The organism is Candidatus Viridilinea mediisalina (genome assembly GCF_002532535.1).
GTDB classification, from domain to species: Bacteria; Chloroflexota; Chloroflexia; order Chloroflexales; family Chloroflexaceae; genus Viridilinea; species Viridilinea mediisalina.
The window spans coordinates 48,338-71,191 of the sequence record NZ_NQWI01000008.1 but is presented as its reverse complement, the minus strand read 5'-3'; the positions used below and the strand labels follow the sequence as shown (position 1 = coordinate 71,191).

Genomic DNA, 22,854 nt, shown 5'->3' with positions numbered 1-22,854 from the left:
TGTGTGCGCGGGAACCGGGTTCCCGCACGCACCCTTTGGTGGCTACGCCGTACCCAACCCACGCCAGGGGGACTGTGCGGGAACCGGGTTCCCGCACGCACCCTTTCGCGGCTGTGCCGCCCCCGCCAGAGGCACGGGAACCCGGTTCCTACACGTTCTTTAGCGGGCCACGAGCGGTAAGTAGACGTAATGGTTTAGGCTCAATAAGCCCCCTGGCCCTGGGCGTACGCGGGGGCCGCCGGGCAGCGCTTCGCTGATGCCGCCAGGCCCGTTGGGCAGGCTGCGGCTGAGGTAGAGGCGCAACAATGCGGCCCAGCGGCTATCGGGGGCGCTCTCGTAGAGGTAGGTTTCGCTGAGGCTTTGTTGTTCACCCAGGCGCTCACCTGTCGGGAAGTAGATGGCCAAGCCGTGGCTGGCACTCAGATCAATTGGTTGCTCAGTAATGCTTAGGCCCGCCCGTTGGGTTGCGGTGAGAACGGGGCTACTCTGTGGATCGAGCAGCAGCGCCGCGAGTTGTTGGGCGGCTGCGGGGGTGCGGAGATCGAGACCTTCGCGGAGCGGGGCGTTGCTTAAGTGTTCCACGAAGCCGCGTAGGTCGCGTAGGGCATCCTCCGCAGCAACGAGCGGCTCGTCACTCGTCGCTAATTGATTGAGCAACCCGTTGGCTGATGAATCGTAGACTTGCGCGGCGTCGCGTGCCGCAGTGAACGCCGGGCCAACATTGGCCTGATCGCTGAATAACTCGCTGGCCAAGGCGTCGGCGAGGGCATCGAGCCGCACCCCTAGTTCATTCACGCGGCTGAGATCGTAGGCCGCTAGGGCGAGGGCGCGCTCCTCGGGCAGCTCAGTTGCATAGATCTCTACCATGGTCTGTGCCACAGTTGTGCGCTCGCTCGTTGCCGCAAGCAGGGCCACCATGCGCTCATAGGGGGTCATCTGCCAGACCTGATCGGGCGTAGCGACCATAACGTGGGCAAAGGGTGCCGTGGTTCGTAGGACATCCACATTGCCAAAGAGTGGTACTTGGTAGATGACCAGATCGAGGCGGGTGCTGCCACCTAGTCCAGCGCTCTGGAAGGCCGCCTGGAGGTCGCGTAGGCCCATGGCGCGGCCCGTTGTCTCGGCATAGGCCAACTCACCCACGCCATTGCCCGGCGCAATAATGAGCAAGGCAGTGCGGCGGGCCGGGTAGCGTTCGCGTGCTAGGGCAATAAAATCGCCCAGCGTTGTGGCACTTGCACTACTTGCCGTGGCATCCTGCTCACAGCGCGGCTCAGCCTGCGGGCCATAGCTACAGATCTGCACCCCGGCTTGATCCGCGCTATCCACAAGGCTCACGAGGCGCACGCGGGGATGGGTCGCCGCCAAACGGGGTAGGGCTTCCAGTTGCCGCTTGGGCAGCGCTGCGCGGCTGGCATCACTGAGGGCGTTATCGGCAGCCACATAGATCATGAGCGTCCAATCGGCCTGTTGCGCAGGACTAATACCATTTACGATTGTAGATTGCAGATTGCAGATTGCCGAACATGGCGTCCCAATGGGCTTTCGTGTTCTTGATAATGTGGCCTGTTCAAGGGTCATTGGTATAATGGATCGTTGAGCTATTGTTTGCTCTGCCGGAACGAGGCTGGCTGTGCGGGCAGCACCCAAGCCTAGGGCCCGTTCGTGGAAACTGGCCCCATACTGGTTGCCACTGCTCACCCGCACATACCAGCGATAACTCCGGCCTGGTACTGGAACGAAACCTGAAAGGTTACGCAGACTGACACTAAGGCTGTCGCGGGCCGGATTGAGCGGCGCGCTACACCACTCTTGGGGCAGGCCAGTCTGCGGATCGCCGTATGCCGGATCGTAGAGACATGCGCGGTGGCGCTCGTTGGCCATTGGTTCTGCGCGTGGCAACCAGCGCAGAGCGAGCGTCGTAGCATGATTGAACCCTATGCTGGCATGGGGTGCGGGGGCCAAGAGGGTCACATCACCAACCTCGAAATCCAAGCCGGTCACCTCAAACTGTTCTGGCAACTGGCGCAACTCTGGCCCGGCCCAAAAGCCGAGTTGGCGGCTCATGCGGGCCTGATTGGGCGTGTTCAGGTACCAGATGCGGTAATGTTCACCCTCAGCCAGCGGCTCTACCCCGGGAAAGCCGTACTGCCCTGTGGCATCGCTGCGCGCCGCAGCATAGACCCGCGTACCCGTTGCTGAGGTATGGCTCAAGAGCATGTGCGCGTCCGCTAGAGGCAAGCCCTCACGCTGTACCACGCCACGCAGGGTCACACTGCGTTCAGTTTGGCAGAGTTGCAGCCTCAGATCATCGAGCCATACCTGTGTCGTGGTAGCTGAGGCACCCTCAGCGCCAAGGGAGCGCACCACAAAGACTACCGCTGCTCCAGCGTAGTCAGCCAAGGCCGCCAGGGTCTCAGCGGAGGCATGCCACTCTAGTTGCAGCCAATCACCGGGGGTAACCTCGGCTGCATCGAGCAGAGCCAAGGTGGTGATGAGGCCACTTACTTGCACCTGGCCAGGGCGATAGAGTTCGACGCGCACCTGCTCAACGCCCCCATTGCTCCCCGTTGCCAAGCGATACGAGAGGTGTCCAAAGAGATCGCCAAGGTTGGGGGGGATGCTAATCTGCTGACCAACCATTGCACCAGCGCTCAGGCCCAGTGACGTTGTGCCAGAAGCCGCATGTTCTGTAGAAAAACTACGGGTTGGCGCATAGACCTCCCAGGGCGAGGCATCAGCCGTCAATTCCACCGTCGGATCGGCCAGCACCTGTTGGCAGGGCATACTCACTTGGGCGACTTCAGGCTGATCAGCCTGGGCCACAAGCAGGGCAACTGGGCTAACGAGGAGCAGCAGCAGCAGCCAGAGGTATGTGTAGCTTGACATCCACCGAAACCTTGTGCTATAATTCACAAAATCCCAACCTAAATCACCTGGAGGCCCGTGTGGAACGTCCCGACGCCCCCCCCGATGTTGTTATCCGTCGGTTGCCGCTCTATGCGCGGAGCTTACGCTATCTGCTTGAGGAGGGGGTTCACTCGGTCTCCTCACAAGAGCTTGGCGAGCGCATCAATGTGACCGCAGCCCAGATTCGTAAGGATCTCTCCTATTTCGGTGAATTTGGCAAACAGGGCATCGGTTACGATGTCGAAAAACTACTCAACCATATTGATCACATCTTGGGTCTGACCCACCACTGGCCGTTGGTGGTGGTTGGAGTTGGCTCGTTAGGCCAGGCAATTGCGCGTTATGATGGGTTTCAGACCCAAGGGTTGCGTATTGTAGGTCTCTTTGATAGCGATCCTGACAAAATCGGTCAGATGGTTGATGATCTGACGATTATGGATTATAGCCGCTTGCATGCGGTGATTAGCGAGCATCAGGCCCGTTTAGCAGTGATTGCGGTACCGGCAACCCGTGCCCAAGAGGTTGCCGATATGCTGATTGAAGCCGGCATCAGGGCCATTTTGAACTACGCACCAATCATTCTGCAGACGCCCGACGACGTATGGGTACGCTATATCGATCCCGTCGCGGTGATGCACAGCCTAACCTACTACTTAGCCCGTGAGCAGGGCGGGGCTGAGGTGAAGCGGCGCTGACTCGTTGGAAAGCTGGGAAGCCTTCGCCCCTCTCCCGCAACGCGGGAGAGGGGCCGGGGGTGAGGGCCATCTAGGGCATTCCAATCACCCCAAACCACTCCCTAACAAACCCCTACCGAAACTTGGGCAACTTATCGCTAATTGTCGAAGAGACCGATTGGAAGGTTGACTCGGCACTCGCTTTGAGATTCTCCCACGCCTCTTCGCCCGCAGCCTTAAGCTCTTCGATCTTACTGGAACTCTCAGCGATCTTGCCTTCCAGCTCTTTGATCGTGCCATTCATCTCAAGCTGGGCATCGGCACTAGCACCAGATGCTTTGGCCTTGAGTTTATCGAGTTCAGCTTTCCACTCGTCTACTTGGGCTTGAACCTTCTGGATGTAGAGATCTTTGTTACTCATTGCGAACCTCCTTGTTCAATAGTGAGAAGGGGGGGAATACCAAATCCGATAGCCGATAGCCGATAGCTGATAGCCGAACATGGCGTCTCAATGCGCTTGAATGTCATGAGGCATGCAGCCTGTTCAATGGTCATTGGTACAATCCCCGCAGCATTGTAGCAAGGGTGAGTTGACGGAGTCAAGGGCTTTCAACCTCGTCGCAATGCCTCACGACCTGGCAGGTGGGGCGCGTGCAGCCACTATGGGAAGCGGATGTTGTTGATTGCCCCGTTGCTTTGTCACCCTGAGCGAAGCGAAGGGTCTGCTGCGGGTAACAGAGAGATGCTTCGCTGCGCTCCTGAGAAACAAACGGTGCGGCGGCGCGGTGGCTGAGCCCTGAGCTTGTCGAAGGGTCGAAGCCCCGCGCCGCCGCGCCCCTCCGCTGACTGAGCTTGTCGAAGTCAGCGGAGGGGCGCGGCGCACTCACCCTGTTTCTCACAGGCCACTGGCCCGCGGGCCATTGAGTACTCAGCATGACAGGCTGGCTTCGACAAGCTCAGCCAGCGGCGCGGTGGCGCGGTGGCTGAGCTTGTCGAAGCCAGCCTGTCGAAGCCAAGCGGCGCGGCCCAGAGCTTTTTCGCGCTAACAAAACTCTGCGTCTTTGCGCCTTTGCGTCAAGAAACCCGTCGTATTTGAACAGTATTCCCTCTACCCTTCACGCACAATCTCGCGGCTGATCACGAGGCGTTGGATTTCGCTGGTGCCCTCGTAGATTTCGGTGATCTTGGCGTCGCGGAAGAAGCGTTCGACCGGGTATTCCTTGGAGTAGCCGTTGGATCCGTGGAGTTGGACGGCTTTGGTGGCGACCCACATGGCTGTTTCGGCGGCGAAGACTTTGGCCATGGCGGCGTCTTTGACAAATGGGAGCCCTTGGTCTTTGCGCCAGGCCGCTTCGTAGGTGAGCAGGCGTGCAGCTTTGATGCGGGTTGCCATGTCGGCGAGGGTGAAGCCAACAGCCTGGAATTCGTGGATGGGCTTGCCAAACTGCTCACGGATCTTGGTATAGCCCAAGGCCGCTTCGTAGGCCCCTTGGGCGATGCCCACCGCTTGGGCGGCAATGCCGATCCGCCCGGCGTTGAGGATGCTCATGGCAATTTTGAAGCCCTGCCCCTCGTCGCCAAGCCGACGCCAAGCAGGGACACGGAAGTTGTCGTAGGCCATTTGGCAACTGTGGGCGCTGCGGATGCCGAGTTTGTGTTCGACCTTCACAATGCTACAGCCGGGCTCATGGGCGTCTACGAGGAAGGCGCTAATCCCTTTGACCCCTTTGCTGGCATCGGTCATGGCCATAAGCACAATGAGATCGGCATGATCGCCATTGGTGACCCAATTTTTGACCCCGTTGATGATATAGTGATCGCCATCACGCACGGCGGTGGTCTTTTGAGCGGCGGCATCAGAGCCAGCGCCGGGTTCGGAGAGCGAGAAGGCACCGAGCAGATTGCCTGCGGCGAGGGGGGTAAGCAGTTCTTGCTTCTGTTCCGCGCTGCCAAACTGTTCGATGCCGTAGCAGACGAGTGAATTATTGACCGAGGCGATCACGCCGAGCGAGGCGTCAACGCGGCTCAACTCTTCGATCACCATCGCATAGGAGACATAGTCGAGCCCGGCACCGCCGTAGTCTTCACTAACGGCAACACCGAGCAATCCCAATTCGCCCATCTTCTTTACCAGTTCAATGGGCCAGATGCCCTCTTCGTCGCGGACGGCAGCACTTGGCCCGCCCTCCTGTTCGGCAAACTGGCGCACCATCTCGCGGAGCATCTGCTGATCTTGGGTTGTCTGAAAATCCATACGAAGCCTCCTGAGGGCGTTGTGCAACATTGCTTGAGCCTCATCATTGTACGTCAGCTACCGTGCGGCGGCAACTGGCCCTGATCGGGTTCAAATTTGTACAAAATGTACAATAGAATGGGGCTTGCACTTGTTGCTTTTCTACAAATCATGGGGTATAATCCTAACAAGTCAAGGCGATGACGCCTCCGCTCAAGGGCCGTCAAGGAAGCCGACCCGGAGCCAACGACAATGAAGACAGGATTGAAGGAGGTCTATAATGCGTAACGGTAGCTATGAGACGCTTGCGGTCGAGACGGTCATCGAGAAGCTCCCCGAGTCCCGCGATTATCTGCGCGAGGCCCGTATTGATAGCACGAATCGTATGAGCCTACGTGAAGCGGCAATGGCGGTATCGGTAGAGAGTGATGAACTGTTGGCCCAGATCGAGGCTCGCATGCGCCGCCAGGCTCGCCGGTCGGTGGAGCGTGTCGCCTCGGATGTCACCACCAAAGCGGAAGTGCTCGTGTAAGGACGTTACTGAAACCTAGCGGTTCAGTGAGCGCAGGGGCTTGCCCCCTGCGCTCTTGTTGTTGTTGGGGCGGCTTCGCCGCGTAGCCCTGGTTGGGGCGGTAGCCCCCCTTGACAAATTGCTACCAAAATGGTATTTTAGGATAGACTAAAATAAAATTCTGGGGTTGTAAAAAACATATAACACCAAATGACCCTTAAGCATATGCCGCATCATCAAGAACGCGAAAGCCCATTGGGACGCCATCTCCGGCAATCTGCAATCTGCAATCTACAATCTACAATCTACAATCTGCAATCTCCAATCCCATATCTAGGAGTCGCACCATGCCACCTGCAATTGACATAACTAATCTCACTGTTGCCTACAATGATCAACCCGTCCTCTGGGAGGTTGATCTCACGGTACCCCAAGGAACCCTGATGGCGATTGTAGGCCCCAATGGTGCCGGCAAGACCACCCTGATCAAGGCGGCCTTGGGTTTGGTACGGGCAGCCAGTGGCCAGACCTTGATCCATGGGCAGCCCTATGCGGATCAACGTTCGTTGGTGGGCTATGTGCCGCAGCGCGGCAGTGTGGATTGGGATTTTCCCACGAGTGTGCTTGATGTGGTGATGATGGGCCGCTACGCCAGCTTGGGTTGGTTCCGCCGCCCCGGACGGCGCGAGCGCGATTTGGCTATGGCGGCGCTTGATCAAGTGCGGATGGCCGATTTTGCCCAACGCCAGATCAGCCAGCTCTCTGGCGGGCAGCAGCAGCGCGTCTTTCTTGCCCGTGCCCTCGTTCAAGCTGCCAGCGTCTATATTATGGACGAACCCTTCCAAGGGGTTGATGCGGTGACGGAGCGGGCGATTATTGCGATCCTGCGCGACCTACGGGCTGCCGGTAAAACGGTGGTGGTTGTCCACCACGATCTCCAGACGGTCACCGAATACTTCGATTGGGTTGGGCTGATCAATGTGCGGCGCATCGCGGCTGGCCCGGTGGCCCAGGTCTTTACTGAGGCCAACCTGCGGGCTACCTATGGCGGGCGGATTGCCTTCTTGAGCCCTGGTGCGGGTGATCGGCCTGTGGAGCCGATTGCGACAGCGGGCGATTAGGGTCTTTATGGTTGTTGCGATTGGAGGGTGGGAAGCTGCGAGGGAACCTATAGTCTTTCAGATAATGTTTCTGGAACCTCTAGGATCGTGGGAGGGTTTTTCGGGGAGGGCGAAGCCCTCCCTTTTACGATGCGCCCCCTAGCTTGCAGCCAATTCCTCTTCGAGGAGTGTGCGGGTGATGTGTGGGTTGGCTTGGCCCTTGGTGGCTTTCATGACCATGCCGACTAAGAATTGCACTGCGCTGGTTTTGCCGCCACGGTATTCGGCAATTGCTTTGGCCGCTTTGGGATCGGCAAGGACGTGCTGTACGACGCTACGCATTGCGTCGCTATCGCTGATCTGGGTGAGCCCTTTGGCTTTGACAATGGCTGCGGGCGTTTGGCCACTGTCGAAGCTCTCCTCGAAGACCTGTTTGGCGACGCTGCGCGTGACGCTGCCTTGGGCTACGAGGTTGATAATCTCGGCTAAGTGGGCCACGGGTACCCGTGTGGCGAGCTGTTCATAGGCTTCGCCGCGATCTTTCAGCAGGCGGAAGCCCTCGTTCAGTACCCAGTTGGCGACCTCTTTGGGGCTTGCTCCGATGGCTTGGGCTGCCGCAACGCCCGCCTCGTAGTAGTCGGCGACACTGCGTTCAAGGGTGAGCAGGTCGGCATCCTGGAGATTGAGGCCATACGCCTCCATGAAGCGCATACGGCGTGCATCGGGCAGTTCGGGCAACTCGGCTTGGCGGGCCGCCATCCATGTCGCATCGAGCACAATGGGCGGAATATCGGGCTCAGGGAAATAGCGGTAGTCGTGGGCAAACTCCTTCGAGCGCTGGCCCACCGTCTCGCCGCGCAACTCGTCCCAGCCACGGGTCTCTTGATGTACCACACCGCCAGCTTGGAGCAGCGCGATCTGGCGCTTGATCTCAAAGGCGAGGGCGCGTTCAACATAACGGTAGGAGTTGATATTCTTAATCTCCACCTTCGCGCCATAGTGTTGCTGACCGACAGGGCGGACACTCACATTGGCATCACAGCGCAGGGCACCCTCTTCGAGATTGCCGCTATTGACCCCGATCCAGACCAGGATTTGGCGCATCTTTTCAAAATAGAGGCGCGCCTCTTCGGGCGTTTCAAGCTCGGGGCAACTGACAATCTCCATGAGCGGCATGCCAGCGCGGTTGTAATCAATTAGGGACGTACCGGCCTCAGCGTGGCTCAGGCGTCCGGTATCTTCCTCAATATGCAGGCGCTCGATGCCAATGCGTTTGGTTGCACCGGCAGCAGTACGAATCTCGATCCAACCCTCAGAGCAGAGCGGCTCGTCATACTGGGAGATTTGGTAGCCTTTGACTAGATCGGGGTAGATGTAGGATTTACGACTAAAGACCGAGCGCTCGTTGATGCGACAATTGAGCGCAAGGCCGGTGAGGGCGGCGCGTTCAACTGCGGCCTGATTGACCACCGGCAGGGTTCCGGGCAGGCCCAGGCTTACCACAGAGACAAAAGTATTGGGTTCAGCCCCGGCATAGTTGGCCGGGCAGCCATCAAACATCTTCGATGCAGTGAGAATGTGGGCGTGAATTTCTAGGCCAATGGTCACAAGGTAAGCGGACATAGGTTAGATGTTCCTACTATCTAGGGATGGTTCGTGGAGGCTTTACAGTTTGCGAGGACGCGAGGACGCGAGGACGCGAGGACGCGAGGACGGGCATTCTTGCAAGATTGTAAAGCTACAAGTGCATTTCTGCTCCCCCCTAGCGCACACGTTCTTCCAAGGCGTAACGCAGACCCTCTTGCAGATTTGCACGGGTAAGGATGCGGCCCATATCGGCACCAAGGTGAACAATGGTTTGGGCCACATCGGAACTGACGCCAGTCAGGACAATTTGGGCACCAAGGAGTTGCACAGCACGGGCAGAGCGCAGCAGTGCATCGGCAACCTGGGTATCTACGACACGCACGCCACTAATATCGAGCAGCACCGTATCGGCTTGGTAGGCAGCAATGCCCTCAAGCAGCACCTCCATGATCTGTTGGGCGCGGGCGCTATCAATCGCACCAACGAGAGGCATGACGACGACATCATCAGCGAGAGGAATGAGTGGGGTTGAGACCTCGCGCAGCGCCTCGCGTTGAGCATCGATCACCTGGGCTTGCAGGGTCAAGCGTTCCTCTTCGGATCGGCGGGTTTCACTAAGATCGCGCACAATCGCAGCCATCACCTGGGGTTGCCCGGCGCGATCATAAATCAGGAAGATTGTCAATTGGGTGGGAAAAATAGAGCCATCGTTGTGCAGGTGGTTACACTCACCACGCCATGTACCCTCACGCATGACCTGTTCAATGATTCCAGGCAAGCGGGGACGTTCATCTTCAGCAACCAATGTGTTGACATGGCGTCCAACGCCACCACCACTGATCCCGGTCATGGTGGCCCAGGCCTCATTGCTATAGGTGATAACGCCCTCAAGATTGGAGAGCGTAATCCCATCGGGGGCCGAATCGGCAATCTTGCGAAAGAAGCGCGACTCACTCTCGCCCTGCTCAAGCTCAGCCACGCGGGCCTTCAGGTTGGCAATTTCTCGTTGCAGGCTTTCGACTGTTGGTTGGTCGTTACTCATAGGGGCTCGCTCTCTGATGCTTAGAAACCGTGGGCTTTGGGGGAGGCTGTGTTTCCTCCAAGAAACTCGTTGTTAGTGCGAAAAAGCCTTGGGTTCACGGGCGGCGTTGTGGTGGCTTCGACAAGCTGGCTTCGACAGGCTGGCTTCGACAGGCTGGCTTCGACAGGCTGGCTTCGACAGGCTGGCTTCGACAGGCTGGCTTCGACAGGCTGGCTTCGACAGGCTGGCTTCGACAGGCTGGCTTCGACAGGCTGGCTTCGACAGGCTCAGCCACCGCTAGGGCAAGTATAACATTAGGTACGAACCAAACGAACAGCGTCCACGATTTTGCAGCATCAAAAACGCTCAAGCTCATTGGGACGCCATGTTCGACAATCTACAATCTACAATCGACAATACTTGGTTTCAGTATATAACAAATGGTATAATCCGATATGACAACCACAACCTACCCGCAGCAGCGCCTCAGCCGTGAGCTTACGGTGACCTTGCCAGGCGCATTGTTGCTGCTGTTGATGGTGAGCCCGGTTGTGTGGGCGCTGGCCATCTCCAATTGGGCACCGGGCTTGGAGGTGCTGCGGCCCATGGCGCTGCTGGGCCTGCTCGTGGGCATCTTCTTTGCCCGCCTACCGCAGTTGGCGGGCTGGGCCGCCCATACGTTTAGCGCTGCCCTCGCCTTAACGTGGGCCATCCAGTTGATCAGCCCGCTCATGGATGATCGGCTGACGACTTGGCGTGATCAGGCGACCGAGTTGCTCATTCGTACCATCATTTGGGCCCGTGTGATCAATGCTGGCGGGCGCGGTGAAGATATTTTACTCTTTGTCTTTGTCCTCTGCCTATTGGTTTGGGCCTTGAGCTATGGGAGCGCATGGATGGTGTTGCGCCAGGGTTGGACCTGGCGCCCGATCCTCTTAAATGGGTTTGTTGCGCTGATCAATTATACCTATGTGCTGCCCAAACCGACACTGGCTTTCTTCATTTTTCTCTGTGCCGCGCTGCTGCTGCTCGTCTATCAGCATGTGCTGCAGCGCCAAGCTTTTTGGGACGCCGCAAAGATTGAGTATCCCGACCTGCTGGTGGTGCGCTTTCTCACCTCGGCGGCGGTGATGGTGGGCCTGTTGTTGGTCTTGACCGCCATGATGCCGGGTGAGGTTTCGCTGGAACGGGCTACGCAAACATGGGATACCCTGAGTAGCCCGTTTCGGACGGCGCGTGAGGGTTGGGAGGATCTCTTTAGTACCATTCATGCGCCTCCGGGGGCGGGCAGCGGCGCGTTCACCACCGGCTCGGCGCCGCTAGGTGGGGCCCGTCAGTTGACCACTGATCTGGTGATGGAAGTCCGTTCGACCGAGTATGAATATTGGCGCGGTACGGCCTTCGACCGCTATACCGGCAGCGATTGGCAGAATACGGTGGGTGAGCAGGCACGGGCCGCTCTTGGGGCGGCCTCACGTGAGCAGGCGCGCACCCTGAAAGCCGCTGATGAACCCATTCCGCTACGCGATACGCTGGCACGTCGTCAGGTTGATCAGAAGATTACGCTTGCAACTGATCGGCTCGATGATCTGATTATGGTCGGTGGTAGCGCCAGTAGCGTGAGTATTGTGACCCAGATCGAGCATAACTACCTCAACGAGGGTGGTACGCTCGTGGCGAACTATGACGAAACGGCGCTGATGGTGAGTCCTGAGCGCTTGCGGGCCGGGCAGAGCTATACGGTTACGGCGCTGGTTTCGGGTGCAGATGTGGCCAGTCTGCGGGCCGCTGGTAGCGATTATCCAGCCTGGGTGCGCGAGCGTTACCTGCAACTGCCCGACACGGTGAGTGAGCGTACCTACGAGTTAGCCAACCGCCTTGTGGACGAGGCGGGGGTGCGGACACCCTACGATATTGCGCTGCTCTACCAAAGCTACTTGCGTACCCTGACCTATAACGAGCAGATTCCTGCCCCACCAGCGGGGGCGGATCATGTGGACTGGTTCCTGTTTACGCAGCGCGAAGGCTACTGCGACTACTTTGCTTCGGCGATGGTGGTGCTCTTGCGCACCCAGGGCGTCCCGGCACGCTGGGTGCGAGGGTATGCTGGGGGCGAATTCGATGCCGAGCGGGGGGTCTACATGGTGCGCGAGAATGTCGCACACAGTTGGCCCGAAGTCTACTTCCCTGGCTTTGGGTGGGAGCGGTTTGAGCCCACGGCTGCGAGCTACACCAATCTGCCGCAGCGCCCATTGACGGCGACCTTCGGCAGTGATCCCAGTGAGCCGAGTATCCCACCGTCGCCACCGGAGCCAGCGCGCGACTTTGAGGAGCTTGACGAAGGCTTAGAGCCGCATACCGCGCCTCCTGCGGTGGTCGTCACACCACATGAAGCACCTGTGCCCGCTGCGGGGCTTGAGCTGTGGCGGCCCTTGGCGATCATCGGGGGGATGGTGGGCATGCTGGCCTTGCTCTGGGTGCTGGTGTATGGCCGTTGGCGCTACGAGATACGCGGGCTGAGTCGTACACGGGCGGCCTACGCGGGCATGGCGCTCTTGGCCAGTTGGGGAGGTATGCGCCAGGCCGATCAATCTACGCCGCTAGAATATGGTGCGGCGTTGGCTGCGGAACTACCTGAGCAGCGGCGCACTATTGAGCGCATTGTAGGTGCCTACGCACGCGAGCAGTATGGCGGGCCCCAGAGGGGGGCATCAGGGCTACCGAGCCTAGAGGAGCAGCGGGCCTTGCATTTCGCCTTAGGACGACGGATCATTCTGCGTCCAGCAGCACCTTTTGGGCGCGCAGGGGCCAATCGGGATCGTGGTAGAGCGCCTCGTCGAGCATAACGAGATCCACCATGCCATCGCGGATGATGCTATCGGCCAAATGGGGATCATCAAGTTCACCGGAGCCAATCACCGGCACATCAAGGACACGGCGGATCGTATGGGCCAACGGAATAGCCCAGCCGGGGAAGCGGGCGACGTGGGCTTGCGCGGGGGGTGCGGCCAGATCGAGCAGTTGCATGCCAGCCGCACTGAGACGCCGCGCCAACATACGCGCATCTTGGGCATTGAGGCCGCCAGGAGTGAACTCATCGGGCAGCAGGCGCACCCCCAGAATGATGCGCTTGCCGATCCAAGCCCGCGATCCTTCGACAATTTCCAGCATCAAGCGCGAACGGCCCGACGGTGTCCCATAGTGGTCAATGCGCTGATTGTAGAGCGGCGAGAGCAACTGGTGGAGCAGCCCTCCATCGGCGGCACTAAGCAACACTCCATCAGCCCCGGTACGCTGTGCGCGTGCAATCGCTAAGATAAAGGCTTCGCCTAACTGCTGGAGCGCCGCCGTCGCAATGGTAGCCTCGGGTACAGGTGCATCAAGCGTCAAAAGGATGCGGGCACCCTGAATGCGCACGAGGGTCACCAACTGGCGCAAGCGCGGCACAAAGAGATCGGAGTAGAGCCCAAAATGGGCCTGTGGTGTGTTAGGAGGCCGCACCAAAAGCGTCTCACTCAGAATCAGCCCAACGCCACCCTGAGCGAGACGGGCATAGTAGTCAATCGCACTATTGCCCACAAAACCATCGTTGTTTGCCGTACCACTCGGTAGCGGCGCCATCACGATGCGGTTGCGGAGCGTGCGACCGCCAATTTGCAGTGAACTAAAGAGATCGGCCATAGTTGTATTGGTAACTGTTCAGACTTATCGTTCCTGTTTGCGCCGCAGGTAGTGCCGACGTTAGGGAAGCGGATGTTGTTGATTGCCCCGTTGCGTTGCCGCCCTGAGATGCCGTAGGTAGTGCCGACTTTAGTCGGCTTCCCATCGCTGGCAAAGACCTCAGCCGACTAATGGTGTTCCAGTAAATAATCCGCTAACCAGACCTCGCAGATCTGGCATATCTATCAGGTCTAGCCCGTGCCGCGACACCGGATTAATTTCTGGAAGACCATAAGTCGGCACTACGATGCCCGCGAACACCATGGACTATTCAGCATGACCGGCTGCTCGGATACTTAAAAATTTCTGTTAGCGCGAAAAAGCCTTGGGCTCGTGGGGGGGCGTCGCGTTGGCTGAGCCTGTCGAAGCCACCGCGACGTTGGCTTCGACAGGCTGGTTTCCGCAGGCTCAACCACCGAGCCAACATCGCAGCCCAGAACTTTTTCGCGCTAACAAATTTCTGCTTCCCTTACTTGTATTGTGTTCCTATGTATTCTACTCTTCCCTAGATTATAATGAGTTGGATACATTTCTGTTCCCCTGTTCTCTGTTCTCTGTTCTCTGTCCCCCTGTTCCCCTGTTCCCCTGTTCCCCTGTTCTCTGTTCTCTGTTCTCTGTCCCCCTGTTCTCTGTTCTCTGTCCCCCTGTTCTCTGTTCTCTGTCCCCCTGTTCCCCTGTTCTCTGTTCTCTGTCCCCCTGTTCGCCTGTTCTCTGTTCTCTGTTCTCTGTTCTCTGTTCTCTGCAACCCATCAATGCCTCCTTCCCGCCCCCCCATTTCTGCGATTATCCCGACCTGGTGTGGTCTTCGCTACCTACCGGCATGCTTGCGTGCGCTCCAGGCACAGCTTGAGCCCCAGGATGAGGTGGTGCTGGTGGATAATGCCTCGTTGGACGGCGCGGGGGCTTGGGCGCAGCACTATGCGCCAGAGGTGCGCGTGGTGGCCTTGCCTACGAACATGGGCTTTGCGGGTGGCACGGCGGCTGGGATCGCCGCCGCACGGGGCGAGTTGTTCCTCTTAATCAACGATGATGCCCTTGCAGAATCGAACTGTGTTGCGGCTCTTTGGGCGGCTTTGCAGGCTACGCCTACGGCGGGGATGGCGGCAGGGGTGATGACCTTCAGCCGCTACCCTGAGATCGTGGCCACGGCGGGTATTCGCTTCCAGCGTGATGGCGTGGCAACCGATCATTACTTGGGGGCACCTGTGAGTGCATTGCCCACAGTGCCAACGCCCATGTTTGGTGCGAGTGGAGGCTTGGCCTTGTTACGACGCGAGCTGATCGCAGATATTGGCAACTTTGCAGTTGCATTCTTCAACTACTTAGAGGATGCCGATCTGGCCTGGCGGGCGCGACTACGCGGTTGGGACTGCATCTTAGCACCTCAAGCGCGTGTGCGCCATGTCTACTCGGCCTCTGCGGGCCAAGGCAGCCCTTTCAAACAGCGTCTGTTGGCGCGCAACCGCATTCGGCTGCTGGTACGCTGTGTGCCGGGGCCAATCTTGGCCGAATGTTGCCCCCAGATCGTGGCCTATGACCTGCTGGCTGGCGCCTATGGGCTGCTGCGGGGCCAACCAGCCCTGGCCCAAGGGCGGCTTGAGGCATTGCGCGAGTTGCCAGCGTTGTATGCACAGCGGCGCAACATTCAAGCAAGCCGCCGGGCGAGCATAGATCAATTGCGCCGCTGGATCGCCCCTGCGCCGCCACCTTGGGCTGCGTTACGCACAGCGCGTCGCTTGGCGCTGTTGATGAGGTGAAGGGGGAGGGAAGAACAGAGGAGCAGAAGAGCAGAAGAACAGAAGAACAGAAGAGCAGAAGAACAGAAGAACAGAAGAACAGAAGAGCAGAAGAACAGAAGAACAGAGGAACAGAACGTTCCTCTGTTCTCCTGTTCCTCTGTTCTCCTGTTCTTCACATTATGCCGTTGCGACCCCATCGGCACGCTCGCTGGTGGGTAGCGGGCGGATGAGCTTGTTGTCGAGGCGCAGGATGGCGACAATGCCCATGAGTTGCATAAGGGCGACGGGCACGAGCAGCAGCCCGTGTACAAGCGAGTAGCGATCAACCAAGCCGCTCTGGACAAGGCCAGGGTGGATGAAGAACATCCCGAAGACGGCGAGGGCGACGGCGGGGCAGATCAGGCCGTAGCTCATCGGGCTGCTGCGCTCACCCCAGAGGTAGGTACGCAGGTAGCCAACTTGGCTCATCACACTGTAGCCAATCAGACCAACGAGGATTTGTAGGCCCAGGATGCCGCTGGTGAGCATAAAGATTACCGCTTGGGGCATGTGGAAGGCAAAGGCGTGATCAAGGCCGTGGCTAACCCGGATCAACGTAATGCCCACTAGGGTCAACATTGGGATAGGCATCCAGAGGCTGGGTGAGGCTTCGACCGCAAGGCCATTGGTGAGCATCCCGCGAAAGCCGAGGATCAACGTAAGCATGCCAACGAGCAGGGCGGCACCGAGGAAGAAGAGTGCGCCAAAGATACTGATGGCAACCGTGACCTGGGTTTGGCTCATGGCAGCCGGGGCGGCCAAGCCGACCGCGATCATCGAGAAGGTGAAAGCTGCGAGGAATTGGCTCAGGCTATTGTTGCGGGCACAATCGAATGTACCACTGACCAGCGCCTTGCCAAAGATGTCAAAGAAGATGCGTAATGCCAGCCCACCAATCAAGACAAAAGCGGTCATCGAGAAGGGAAAGAGGTACTCAACAACGTTCCAGAGGCCGGGTACAAAGATGGCCCCCAACACAAAGAAGACATTGACAGTCATGGCGAGCATCAGCGGCAGAGCCATCAGCGCAATCCCACCCTGGCTTTCACGTAGCGCAGCATAGGTCTTTGTCTGCTTGAAGCGGCCATACTCGCGCATATTCCAGGCAACGAGGCGTAGGTGGCGCACGGCAAAGAAGACGATACCAACGAGCGCCAGCAGAATCAGACCCTGGGCACCCAGACTAGCAGTGCCAACGAAACTCACGAGGCCATCAAAGGTAATAATCGGGGTTTGCGGATGGGGCACCAAAAAATTAAGCCAAATAAAGAAGGTAATCGCCAAACCACCGTTACCCAGGGCTGCCAGAAAATAAGCGGGAGAATACTGCTCGCCAAGATCGCGGCGAAGCCCAAACCAGCGTGATACAACGTTCGACATAATCCTTTACCTCCTAGATGGTGCAATCGTTTCTTTTGTGGTGGAACCACACATAAGATGCACCAGCAGAGGAAAAGGTTACAGCTCACGGGGAGATAGAAAATAGGAAAGATGAAGATAGGGGCAGAGCGCTCTCGCAGAGTGTAACGCAGCATGAAACCACGCCCTGGGATTACTCATCCGCGAGAGGTAGGCGCAGTTTATCGGTAGGCTGCCGCTCGTGTTGACGGCGCAAGCGCTCCTCATCAAGGAGCGGCAGCAGGATCAGGGTCAATACAAACATCACCCCAAGCAATAGCGCCGGGAACATGTTAGGATCAGTCATCGCAGTCCTCCGTATAGCCTCCGTCTATCGGGCTATGCTACCCGACGCGGCTAGGGAGCGCAATGAGAGCGAGGTGATACGTGGGTGAAGGAGAGGTTGAACCACAGAGGCACAGAGAGCGCCATTACTAAGCTTACTAGCCCTCTGTACCTGCGTGGCTCTCTGGTGAACATGCTCCTTACTTGAGCACATCGCGCACAATCTGCTCGAGGCGATCGAGCGGGAAGGGCTTAGGTAAGTAGTAGTCCACACGCTGTTCACGGGCACGCTTCTCCAGCTCAGGGGTCGCGTAGGCGGTGATCATGACCACCCGGGTATCGGGGGAGGTCTCTTTGATCGCGGCGGCAAGCTGGAGGCCATTCATACCAGGCATGTTGTAGTCGGTAATCACCAGTGGAACGGGACGAAGCGCAATCTGGGCAAGGGCATCGGCCCCACCGTTGACTGTGACAATATCGTAGCCCCCGGTCAGATCACGCATCAACCGGTGCAAAATAATGAGAATGTCGGGCTCGTCCTCGACAAGAACAATTGCCGGATTGCGGCCGGAGGCATCGGGCATATGACTGCTCCTCGGCTGAGAAAAGATCTCAGGCATCACGTTGTACTGTACCAAGACGACAAAGATGCCAAGTAGTCGCAATTGTAGCATACTGTACCGCTAGGGGCAAGGGGCAATAAAGAGCAAAGAGAAAAGGTAGGTAATAAAACTAAAAAAACTAGGGCCATTTCAAATTTCGTAATAGCGCACAAGGAATGCCGTCAGAATACGCCTTATTATACCAATTACCATTGAATAGTCCGCATGCCTAATGACATTCAAGCGCATTGAGACGCCATGTTCGGCTTTCAGCTATCGGCTATCGGCTATCGGATTTGGTATTACTCGTCACTCTTCAGTTATACTTGGGATCACACTCATGTGTCCAGCGGTGGCCTCGGTGAGCGTGGCAAGAGTGTGGTCATAGGTAGAAGCTGGGATGTTGGTGTGGATAGCTACTTCGGTACCAAATTGCTCGTCGCAGATCTCTGCGCCTGCTGTCGCCAGGATGCGGCGAGTTGCTGCATAGGCGGCGTAGCTCACTTGGATCTGCAGGTGGCGTAGGGTAATGCGTTCGCGGCGGGGCAATTCGGCCAGTAGGCTACGCACCGTGTCGCTGTAGGCCCGCACGAGTCCGCCTGTGCCGAGCAACGTCCCGCCGAAATAGCGTGTGGCAATCACAGTCACGTCACCAAGATCGGCACCGCGCAAGACGGCCAGCATGGGGCGACCTGCTGTACCGGAAGGTTCGCCATCATCACTCATGCCCTCCGTCACACTGGCCCCATAGCCGATCAGGTAGGCATAGCAGTGATGGCTTGCCGTGGGCAGTTCCTCACGTACCGCTGCAATCAATTCGCGCGCCGCAGCAACACTCGGCGTATACCCTGCCGTGCCAATAAAGCGCGAATTGAGTACATTCAGCGTCACGCGCACACTTTGCGCTGGGATGAAATAGGTAGCGGCATTGTTCATGGTGAAACCTCTTACGTTCTGTCTTTGCGTTGTGGCAGCGTCGCTGCCACAACGCAAAGATTAAGACTCTACCTCAACACCGCGTAGTATAGTGTATGATTACGGGTTATGGAGTAGATGTACAAAGGCTACAGACGGGAGACCCCCTTCGCTATGACGCAGTTGCTTTCGATCTTTTTGAACGTACTCGTGCCCGTGTTCGCCTTAGTCTCAGTTGGCTATGTGGTCGGACCGCGGCTTCAGCTTGAGGTTCGCACGCTCTCCCGCTTGGCCTACTTTGTGCTTACCCCGGTCTTTGTCTTCAATGTGTTGAGCCAGACGCGCATCGAGGCGGCCTTGGCTGGTCGTATGATTGGCTTCATCACCCTGGTGTATGTGGGTACGATTGTGTTGGCCTTCGTGGTGGCACGATTGTTGCGCCGTTCGCCCCAGATGACAGCGGCCTATGTGATGATTGCGGCCTTTGGCAATGTGGGCAATTTTGGTTTGCCCATCACCCAATTTGCTGAGGGGCCAGAGGCGTTGGGGGTGGCAACGGTCTTCTTCTTGGCTAATCTTGTCCTCGCCTTTGTGGTCTGCGTCACTGCGGCCAATTTTAGCCGGGGCTTTAGCCTCAGCATCGTTTGGCAAGTCTTTCGCACCCCGGCGCTCCTTGCGCTCCCCCCGGCGATCCTGGTCAACTGGGCGGAATGGGATGTACCCACCGTGGTGGCGCGCCCCCTTGATCTCCTTTCAGGCGCCTTGATTCCGGTGATGCTGTTGGTGCTGGGAACACAACTGGCTGCTGCGGGCATACCAAAGCTCAGTTCCGATCTGCTGATCTCCAGTGCGGTACGTATGCTTGGCGGGCCGTTGATTGCCTTTGCTACCGTGGGCTGGTTTGCGCTCCCCGAGCTTGAGCGTAACGTGGGTATCTTGCAAGCAAGTATGCCTACAGCGGTACTCGTTTCGATTATCGCTATGGAAAATCGGCTCTTACCTGAGTTTATTACCGCAACGGTACTCTTTTCTAATGCCTTAAGTATTACGACATTGGCGGTGGTTTTGTTGCTGCTTTGAGTGTGCCGTTTGCGAGGAGGCGAGGAGGCGAGGAGGCGAGGAGGCGAGGAGGCGAGGAGGCGAGGAGGCGAGGAGGCGAGGACGCGAAGCCCTCGCCTCTTCGCCTCACGCATCCTCAACGATGGTATTACTCACAGTGAATGACCAACTCCGCAAGGGGTTTGCGCGGGCGGCGCTGCGGATCGTGGGCGGCATAGCCAACGGTGATCAAGGCGTGAGGCTGTAGGCTGGCGTCTAGGGCTAGGGCGCTCCGCACTGTCGCTTGGCAGAAGAGAGGGGCGCACATCCAGCCACTATCAAAGCCTTGGGCATAGGCGCAGAGCAGCATGTTTTGGATCGCACAGCCAAGGCTCTGAATGGCCATTGTGGTTTCGGCGGCTTGACGCTCGGCATCGGGATAGTGATCAAGCTCTGCGAGGTAGAGGCAGGGCACAATCACTACGGGGGCACTGGTGATGCGCTCGTGCGATCTGGTGAAGCGCCGTGTAATTGTCGCTTCGTCTTGACCATCGAGGGCCAATTGGCGCTGCCAAGTTGCGCCCATTGCGGCTGCAAGGCGGGCTTTGGGCGCCGGGGTGGTCAGCACCACAAAGCGCCAGGGCTGGCGTCCGTGGGGCGAGGGCGCCCAAGCTGCCGCTTCGAGCAGCAACTCAAGCTGGGCGCTGCTCAGGGGTTCGGGGCGAAAGGCGCGCACACTGCGCCGCCCACGGATGATCTCCATGAAATGCATGTGAAGCCTCTCGGCGAGGGTTTGGGGGAGGCTTTGCCTCCCCCAAGAAAACTCTTTGTTAGCGCGAAAAAGCTCTGGGCCGCGCCGCTTGGCTTCGACAGGCTGGTTTCGGCAGGCTCAACCACCGAGCCAGCGGCGCGGTGGCTGAGCCTGTCGAAGCCACCGCGAGGTCGCCTGCCAACCCACGGCTTTTTCGCGCTAACAACTCTTTTTGTTCCGTTGTGGCGGCGAAGCCGCCACAACGGAACAAAAAATGGGATTTGGGGCGTAGCCCCAAGAGCGGGTTTTCAGGCTACCGCCCCAAACTTACGTAGTAATAGGCGATAGCCAATAGGAAACCATTCAACGAAATAGATCCATACGCGGGTCGCGCAGCAGGAGTTGGCTGGTTGCGGTGCTACTCGGCGTAAAGCGATAGCCGCGTACAATCGCCGCAGGGACGCGATCCACTTTGCCCATGACCAACTCGGCGGCGCTGGCCAGTTCATCGGCGACGGCGAGGATGCTGGCTTGCATGGTGTAGCCATGACTGTCGGGCTGGCCGGTGTAGTCGTTGAGCGGTGCGAGGCCGCTGCATCCAATTGCCACATTGACCTGACCATTGCGCCAAGGGCGGCCAAAGGTGTCGGAGATGATCAGCGCAACGCTGGCGCCGCTCTGCTGCTGTAATGCGGCGGCCAACCGAGCCGCACTCGCATCAGGGTCTTTGGGTAGCAGACAGAGCATGCGTCCGCCGTCCACATTGGACTCATCCACACCACTATTGGCACAGACGAGGCCGTGGTGGGTTTCGGTAATGAGTACCCCCTGAGCCATCTTCACAATCCGGCGGCTCTCGCGCAGGATTACCTCATAGTAGTGGGCGTCCTTGCGCCCTTGGGCGGCCAACTGGTGGGCAAAGGGCGATGGTTCGACGGTGGTGGGATCAACGAGGCGGCCTTCAGCCTTGGAGACAATCTTCTGGGTTACCACCAGGACATCGCCGTCTTCAAGCTGTTGCGTGTTGCTGGCAAGGGCGTGCAACAATAACGCAGCCAGATCAGCACCTGGCTGCACCTCGTCAATGCCGTGGATGGGGATGATCTGGATGGTGGACATGCAGATTGTAGATTTCAGATTGTAGATTGCAGACAGAAGGGAGCCAGGGGGCTTGGCTTCATACAGATTACCGGATGCGTGAGGCGAGGACGCGAAGAGGCGAGGGCTTCGCGTCCTCGCGTCCTCGCGTCCTCGCGTCCTCGCGTCCTCGCGTCCTCGCGTCCTCGCGTCCTCGTGCCTTCGCGTCCTCGCGCCTTCGCGTCCTCGCGCCTTCGCGTTCTCGCGTCCTCGCGCCTTCGCGTCCTCGCGCCCTCGCGCCTTCGCCTCCTCGCGTCCTCGCCTCCGGTAAAGTCGCCACGAACCATCCCTCAGCCCAAATACTTACCCGCAATGACCTGGAGGCGCTCGCGGGTTGCGGCAGGAATGCGGCTGCGGTCGGTGATAATAGCGGTGGCCATGGCGCTATGGGCGGGGCTTGCAAAGCCACTGCCGATCAGTTCAACGGCTTTGGCCACAATGCGCTGCGCGAGCGTCGCATTTGCCATCAGCACCGCCACCACCGTCTCGATGGTCACGGCATCATGGTCGGGGTGCCAGACATCATAGTCGGTGACCATAGCGAGGCTGCCGTAGGCGATCTCGGCTTCGCGGGCCAATTTAGCTTCGGGCAGCGAGGTCATGCCAATCAGGCTATGGCCCCGGCGGCGGTTCTCTTCGCTCTCGGCCTTGGTGGAGAAGGCTGGCCCCTCCATCACAACGAGGGTACCACCTTGGTGGACAGTGGCCCCGGCCTGCTCGGAAGCCTGAAACAGGCGCTGACTGAGCAGGGGGCAGAAGGGGTGATCAAAGCCGACGTGGGCGACAACTCCGGCTTCAAAGAAGGTAGCAGGGCGCACACCCTTGGTGCGATCAAAGAGTTGGTCGGGGATCACCACCTGACCAGGGGCATAGTCTTCGCGCAACGAACCGACGGCATTGACCGCGATGAGATACTGTACGCCAAGCTGTTTGAAGGCGTGAATATTGGCCCGTACGGGCACCTCGGAGGGATTAAAGCGATGGCCGCGCCCATGCCGGGGCAGAAAAGCGACCCGTTGCCCGCTCAATGTTCCAATAACCAAGCTGTCGCTGGGATCGCCAAAGGGCGTCGTCAGCGTCACCTCTTCGACCTCACTCAGCCCTTCCATCGCATAGAGTCCACTACCGCCAATCACACCGATGGTTGCCTCAGGCATTGCTTACTCCTTCAGTCATCTGGTTGCCTAGCTACGA

Annotated in this window: 19 protein-coding genes; 6 read left to right on the top strand and 13 right to left on the bottom strand. The window is 58.5% G+C overall.

From position 1 onward, the window contains the following. Positions 1-159: 159 nt before the first annotated feature. Positions 160-2,889, bottom strand: a complete 2,730-nt coding sequence (locus tag CJ255_RS03215; protein WP_097642660.1) for a clostripain-related cysteine peptidase — start codon at positions 2,887-2,889, stop codon at positions 160-162. A gap of 59 nt (positions 2,890-2,948) precedes the next feature. Between CJ255_RS03215 and CJ255_RS03210 the strand changes: the two genes are divergently transcribed. After that, positions 2,949-3,605, top strand: coding sequence for a redox-sensing transcriptional repressor Rex (locus tag CJ255_RS03210; protein WP_097642659.1), 657 nt, complete (start codon positions 2,949-2,951; stop codon positions 3,603-3,605). A 112-nt stretch (positions 3,606-3,717) separates the two neighbouring features. Here CJ255_RS03210 and CJ255_RS03205 read toward each other — a convergent pair whose 3' ends face one another. Continuing rightward, positions 3,718-4,005 carry a sll1863 family stress response protein gene (locus CJ255_RS03205; RefSeq protein ID WP_097642658.1) on the bottom strand — a complete coding sequence of 96 codons (288 nt, stop codon included), beginning with the start codon at positions 4,003-4,005 and terminating at the stop codon, positions 3,718-3,720. 687 nt (positions 4,006-4,692) lie between these two features. Then, positions 4,693-5,838, bottom strand: coding sequence for an acyl-CoA dehydrogenase (locus CJ255_RS03200; RefSeq protein ID WP_097642657.1), 1,146 nt, complete (start codon positions 5,836-5,838; stop codon positions 4,693-4,695). Between the two features lie 259 nt (positions 5,839-6,097). Between CJ255_RS03200 and CJ255_RS03195 the strand changes: the two genes are divergently transcribed. Both CJ255_RS03195 and CJ255_RS03190 read left to right on the top strand, forming a co-directional pair. Further along, positions 6,098-6,349 carry a hypothetical protein gene (locus CJ255_RS03195; protein ID WP_097642656.1) on the top strand — a complete coding sequence of 84 codons (252 nt, stop codon included), beginning with the start codon at positions 6,098-6,100 and terminating at the stop codon, positions 6,347-6,349. A 326-nt stretch (positions 6,350-6,675) separates the two neighbouring features. After that, a complete protein-coding gene (locus CJ255_RS03190) occupies positions 6,676-7,449 on the top strand; it encodes a metal ABC transporter ATP-binding protein (RefSeq protein ID WP_097642655.1) in 774 nt (257 codons plus the stop codon). A gap of 138 nt (positions 7,450-7,587) precedes the next feature. Here CJ255_RS03190 and gatB read toward each other — a convergent pair whose 3' ends face one another. Beyond that, entirely contained in the window at positions 7,588-9,051 is a 1,464-nt protein-coding gene (gene gatB, locus CJ255_RS03185) for an Asp-tRNA(Asn)/Glu-tRNA(Gln) amidotransferase subunit GatB (RefSeq protein ID WP_097642654.1), read from the bottom strand. 139 nt (positions 9,052-9,190) lie between these two features. Beyond that, positions 9,191-10,057: a PAS domain S-box protein gene (locus CJ255_RS03180; protein WP_097642653.1), complete on the bottom strand. Its 867-nt coding sequence runs from the start codon at positions 10,055-10,057 to the stop codon at positions 9,191-9,193. Between the two features lie 434 nt (positions 10,058-10,491). Here CJ255_RS03180 and CJ255_RS03175 point away from each other — a divergent pair, with 434 nt between their 5' ends. Next, positions 10,492-12,882, top strand: a complete 2,391-nt coding sequence (locus tag CJ255_RS03175; protein WP_097642652.1) for a transglutaminase TgpA family protein — start codon at positions 10,492-10,494, stop codon at positions 12,880-12,882. On the opposite strand, the gene CJ255_RS03170 is transcribed toward CJ255_RS03175, so the two are convergent. After that, positions 12,806-13,717 carry an oxidoreductase gene (locus CJ255_RS03170; protein ID WP_097642651.1) on the bottom strand — a complete coding sequence of 304 codons (912 nt, stop codon included), beginning with the start codon at positions 13,715-13,717 and terminating at the stop codon, positions 12,806-12,808. The genes CJ255_RS03175 and CJ255_RS03170 overlap by 77 nt on opposite strands. A gap of 791 nt (positions 13,718-14,508) precedes the next feature. Between CJ255_RS03170 and CJ255_RS03165 the strand changes: the two genes are divergently transcribed. Then, complete coding sequence (locus CJ255_RS03165) at positions 14,509-15,513, top strand: glycosyltransferase family 2 protein (protein ID WP_097642650.1); 1,005 nt, start codon at positions 14,509-14,511, stop codon at positions 15,511-15,513. A 159-nt stretch (positions 15,514-15,672) separates the two neighbouring features. Here the strand turns inward: CJ255_RS03165 and CJ255_RS03155 are convergent, their stop codons facing one another. The 4 genes from CJ255_RS03155 to CJ255_RS03145 form a co-directional block, all read right to left on the bottom strand. Beyond that, positions 15,673-16,914: a TsoY family (seleno)protein gene (locus tag CJ255_RS03155; RefSeq protein ID WP_097642649.1), complete on the bottom strand. Its 1,242-nt coding sequence runs from the start codon at positions 16,912-16,914 to the stop codon at positions 15,673-15,675. Between the two features lie 172 nt (positions 16,915-17,086). After that, positions 17,087-17,239: a hypothetical protein gene (locus CJ255_RS23285; RefSeq protein WP_165774542.1), complete on the bottom strand. Its 153-nt coding sequence runs from the start codon at positions 17,237-17,239 to the stop codon at positions 17,087-17,089. A gap of 178 nt (positions 17,240-17,417) precedes the next feature. Then, on the bottom strand, positions 17,418-17,801 hold the full coding sequence (locus tag CJ255_RS03150) for a response regulator (RefSeq protein ID WP_097642648.1): 384 nt from the start codon (positions 17,799-17,801) through the stop codon (positions 17,418-17,420). A gap of 327 nt (positions 17,802-18,128) precedes the next feature. Continuing rightward, the gene (locus CJ255_RS03145; protein WP_097642647.1) at positions 18,129-18,755 is read right to left on the bottom strand and encodes a YigZ family protein; all 627 of its coding nucleotides are present in this window, start codon (positions 18,753-18,755) and stop codon (positions 18,129-18,131) included. Positions 18,756-18,908: 153 nt separating this feature from the next. Here CJ255_RS03145 and CJ255_RS03140 point away from each other — a divergent pair, with 153 nt between their 5' ends. Further along, positions 18,909-19,814, top strand: coding sequence for an AEC family transporter (locus CJ255_RS03140; protein ID WP_097642678.1), 906 nt, complete (start codon positions 18,909-18,911; stop codon positions 19,812-19,814). Positions 19,815-19,941: 127 nt separating this feature from the next. On the opposite strand, the gene CJ255_RS03135 is transcribed toward CJ255_RS03140, so the two are convergent. From CJ255_RS03135 to mtnP, 3 genes are all read right to left on the bottom strand, one after another. After that, a complete protein-coding gene (locus tag CJ255_RS03135) occupies positions 19,942-20,535 on the bottom strand; it encodes a nitroreductase family protein (RefSeq protein ID WP_245863153.1) in 594 nt (197 codons plus the stop codon). A gap of 351 nt (positions 20,536-20,886) precedes the next feature. Next, positions 20,887-21,642, bottom strand: coding sequence for a coenzyme F420-0:L-glutamate ligase (cofE, locus tag CJ255_RS03130; RefSeq protein WP_097642645.1), 756 nt, complete (start codon positions 21,640-21,642; stop codon positions 20,887-20,889). A gap of 308 nt (positions 21,643-21,950) precedes the next feature. Next, the gene (gene mtnP, locus CJ255_RS03125) at positions 21,951-22,817 is read right to left on the bottom strand and encodes an S-methyl-5'-thioadenosine phosphorylase (protein ID WP_097642644.1); all 867 of its coding nucleotides are present in this window, start codon (positions 22,815-22,817) and stop codon (positions 21,951-21,953) included. Between the last annotated feature and the right edge of the window lie 37 nt (positions 22,818-22,854).

What these genes read in the sequence shown, in the direction of transcription:
- CJ255_RS03170 (WP_097642651.1), bottom strand. Translation starts at nt 13,717, where the DNA reads ATGGCCGATCTCTTTAGTTCACTGCAAATTGGCGGTCGCACGCTCCGC.
- CJ255_RS03180 (WP_097642653.1), bottom strand. Translation starts at nt 10,057, where the DNA reads ATGAGTAACGACCAACCAACAGTCGAAAGCCTGCAACGAGAAATTGCC.
- CJ255_RS03175 (WP_097642652.1), top strand. Translation starts at nt 10,492, where the DNA reads ATGACAACCACAACCTACCCGCAGCAGCGCCTCAGCCGTGAGCTTACG.
- cofE (WP_097642645.1), bottom strand. Translation starts at nt 21,642, where the DNA reads ATGTCCACCATCCAGATCATCCCCATCCACGGCATTGACGAGGTGCAG.
- CJ255_RS03195 (WP_097642656.1), top strand. Translation starts at nt 6,098, where the DNA reads ATGCGTAACGGTAGCTATGAGACGCTTGCGGTCGAGACGGTCATCGAG.
- CJ255_RS03165 (WP_097642650.1), top strand. Translation starts at nt 14,509, where the DNA reads ATGCCTCCTTCCCGCCCCCCCATTTCTGCGATTATCCCGACCTGGTGT.
- CJ255_RS03135 (WP_245863153.1), bottom strand. Translation starts at nt 20,535, where the DNA reads ATGGAGATCATCCGTGGGCGGCGCAGTGTGCGCGCCTTTCGCCCCGAA.
- mtnP (WP_097642644.1), bottom strand. Translation starts at nt 22,817, where the DNA reads ATGCCTGAGGCAACCATCGGTGTGATTGGCGGTAGTGGACTCTATGCG.
- CJ255_RS03150 (WP_097642648.1), bottom strand. Translation starts at nt 17,801, where the DNA reads ATGCCCGATGCCTCCGGCCGCAATCCGGCAATTGTTCTTGTCGAGGAC.
- CJ255_RS03215 (WP_097642660.1), bottom strand. Translation starts at nt 2,889, where the DNA reads ATGTCAAGCTACACATACCTCTGGCTGCTGCTGCTGCTCCTCGTTAGC.
- CJ255_RS03200 (WP_097642657.1), bottom strand. Translation starts at nt 5,838, where the DNA reads ATGGATTTTCAGACAACCCAAGATCAGCAGATGCTCCGCGAGATGGTG.
- CJ255_RS03155 (WP_097642649.1), bottom strand. Translation starts at nt 16,914, where the DNA reads ATGTCGAACGTTGTATCACGCTGGTTTGGGCTTCGCCGCGATCTTGGC.
- CJ255_RS03145 (WP_097642647.1), bottom strand. Translation starts at nt 18,755, where the DNA reads ATGAACAATGCCGCTACCTATTTCATCCCAGCGCAAAGTGTGCGCGTG.
- CJ255_RS03190 (WP_097642655.1), top strand. Translation starts at nt 6,676, where the DNA reads ATGCCACCTGCAATTGACATAACTAATCTCACTGTTGCCTACAATGAT.
- CJ255_RS03205 (WP_097642658.1), bottom strand. Translation starts at nt 4,005, where the DNA reads ATGAGTAACAAAGATCTCTACATCCAGAAGGTTCAAGCCCAAGTAGAC.
- gatB (WP_097642654.1), bottom strand. Translation starts at nt 9,051, where the DNA reads ATGTCCGCTTACCTTGTGACCATTGGCCTAGAAATTCACGCCCACATT.
- CJ255_RS23285 (WP_165774542.1), bottom strand. Translation starts at nt 17,239, where the DNA reads ATGACTGATCCTAACATGTTCCCGGCGCTATTGCTTGGGGTGATGTTT.
- CJ255_RS03140 (WP_097642678.1), top strand. Translation starts at nt 18,909, where the DNA reads ATGACGCAGTTGCTTTCGATCTTTTTGAACGTACTCGTGCCCGTGTTC.